The following is a 2,914-nucleotide window of genomic DNA, read 5'->3' as shown; positions in this document are numbered from 1 at the left end:
ATTTTAAAAATAAAAAAAACGCCTTTCAAATCTGAAAGGCGTTTTGCTTTTTTACCAATTAAATCGGTTACTTGGTTTCTTTTCTTTAGCACCAAATTTTTCTAATTTGTACGTTAAAGAAAACATCACATAACGTCTAAGAACTATGTTTTCCTCATCTCTAATCGATGTTGCAGAGATTGTTCGTGTAGAACTTAAATTCTGATTTAAAACATCGTATACTTTAACTTTCGCCATTAATTTTTTCTCGAAAAAACTATAAGACAAACTGGTATTCCATAAATAGAAGTCTTTTTTAAATCCTTCAGCAATATTCGAATTGTAGGTATATCCAAAATCGTTTCCGAAAATCCAGTTCTTTGGCCAATAATTGGTTACTTGAACATTCACTTTGTGTGTAAAATTAGACGCTGAATTTACTACATAATTAGTGAAATTTGTTTTATTAAACGTATAACTGTATGTTGGATTTATTGTAAACAATTCGCCATATTCGTACGTGAAATTAACTCTAGGAGAAATTGATAATGTTTTTGAAGTAAACATTTCACCATCGGTAAAACCTTTAGATTCGTTTCCGTTATTATTAATTCTTAATCCGTATTTAAAAGTGTTTAAATCTTTTTTATAGGTTTTGTTCAAATACAATCCGAACCAATAATTACTTGTTCCCGATACATTTTCGTAGGTTGTAGTTCTTTTTCTATCGGCATTAAATGTAGTTGAAGAAACGACTTGACTTGTGTAGAAATTTCCTCCAGAGTAAAATCCGTAACCCGAACGAGTTGCGTAATCATAATTACTAAAATTCATATAAACACTATGGTATTTATTTAAATCTAAATTTTGATTACCAACAATGGTATTTAAAGGATTTGATAAATCTTCAATTGGTAAAACTTGCGTTGCCGATGGCATATCGTAATCATAATTATAACTCAACCAAACACTTTGGGCTTTTGTAAAACGATAATTAAAGCTAGCGTTTACAAAAGGTAATAAATAATCTTTAGACAAATTCGTTTTTACATCAAGGTAATCTGAATTATTGTCAAATTTTATGATGTTGGTTCCAAGATCAAAACTCACTCTAAACTTGCTTTTATTCCACTCAATTCCAGATCTTGGTGTTACTGTTTTTGTAGAAGAAGAAGTTCTCATAGTTAGGAAATCATTTTCCAAAGAATACTCATTGGCAATTCCATCAAAATCAAAAGTATTTAACTTTCTAATATTTTTATCCAATCGAACGTTTGTTCCAACTTTGACTTGAAGTGAATCAGTAATTGGCTCCGAATATTCAAATTCGGTATCTAAATTATCCGTTATATTATTGGTGATTCCGAGCTGATTTCTGGTATCATCGGGTTGCGTTCCTTGATAGAAAATAGTATTCGATTGAATTTTATTTTCATCTGTCGATTTATTATTTTCATTGTATGCAGAAATACTTAAAAAACGACCTTTTTTCTTAAATGATCTTGTAAAAGTAAGTCTGTTACTAAAATTATTTGAATCACTTTCACTAGAATTATCAGAAGTACTTTCGTTTAATAAAGCATCTACATTATCTCTCGAAATTTGTGATGAGTTACTTTTATAGGTTCCAGTTGCTTTAGAAAATTTTGGTTCAAAAACAATTGATGTTAATGAATCGATTTTATATTCTAATTCGAAATTTACATTGTGTCCAAATCGTTCATCTAAAGTTTTAGAAGTAGAATTTGTTGTAAAATTTCCAGAAGGCAATAAGTTGGTTTGATTTGTTCTGTTTAAATTTTCAGAATTTGTATTGGAGAAAAAATAACTTCCAGAAGATTCTAAGTCTTTCGCCCATTGATCTGAATAGTTGATTCCTAACATATTAGACCTAGTAATTCCAGAACCTCCACCAAAACGTCTACCGTTTATAGAAAAAGAACCATCACCACTCATCCATACACTACTCGATCGTCCGCCACCCATATTATCAAATATTTCATCCATAGAAAAACCTGTGGAATTGATATTATTGGCAGATGCGAGCACACTAATCTTGGTTTTATTTTTAAAATAATTGGCTAATCCTGAGCTTTCATACCGTTTATCGCTTCCGGCTCCAGCCATGACTTTTCCGAAGAAACCTTTGTTCTTTTTTTCGTCAATGGTTAAATTAATACTAGCATTATTGGAAGTTGCAGCCTGACCTGTTTTCTCTTCTTTAGTAGTTTTTGTATCAGAAACTTGAACTTTATTTATAATATCTGATGGTAAATTTTGAAGTGCTATTTTTCCGTCTTTATCAAAAAATGGTTTTCCGTTTACAAGAATTTGGTTTACTTCTTTTCCGTTTACTGTAATTTTTCCTTCGGCATCAATCTCAACGCCAGGTAATTGCTTAAGCAGCGATTCTACATTGGCATCTGGACGAACTTTAAAAGACGAAGCATTAAATTCTAAAGTATCTTTTTTAATTCTAATTGGTGGTGCTTCACTTTTAATAACAACTTCATCTAGATTTTTGGCTGCTTCTCTAAGTGCTATTACATCAAAATCTTGATCGGAAGAAACATCTTTTAAATTTACCTTATAATCTTCATAAGAAATAAACGATATTTTTAGATACACCGGCTTATCAACTTTCTTAATCTTGAAATTAAATTTACCAAATTTATCGGTAATTGTATAATCTACAACAGAAGAGTCTTTTACCGACGATAGGTAAACAGTTGCAGATTCAATAGGTAATTTAGTAGCATCATCAATTACTTTTCCTTTAAGAGTGATGGTATTCTGGCCAAATGAAAAAGTAAAAAATAGAAATGCAAGAACGGCGTAAATCGATTTTAACATAAAATTTTGATTAGTTTTTTGATAATAACTGCGAATTAAGAACTTTAGTATTAAAAGCTATAATTTCTTACAAAACTTTAAC

At 30.2% G+C, this 2,914-nt stretch carries 1 protein-coding gene; it reads right to left on the bottom strand.

Going from position 1 to position 2,914, the window contains the following annotated elements:
• Positions 1-51 precede the first annotated feature (51 nt).
• Complete coding sequence (locus tag DIU01_RS04925) at positions 52-2,832, bottom strand: outer membrane beta-barrel protein (protein ID WP_290832128.1); 2,781 nt, start codon at positions 2,830-2,832, stop codon at positions 52-54.
• Between the last annotated feature and the right edge of the window lie 82 nt (positions 2,833-2,914).

The sequence above is a fragment of the Flavobacterium sp. genome, assembly GCF_003525665.1.
GTDB lineage: Bacteria > Bacteroidota > Bacteroidia > Flavobacteriales > Flavobacteriaceae > Flavobacterium.
Note: the sequence above shows the minus strand (reverse complement) of the source record. Positions and strands in the feature narration are given on the sequence as shown.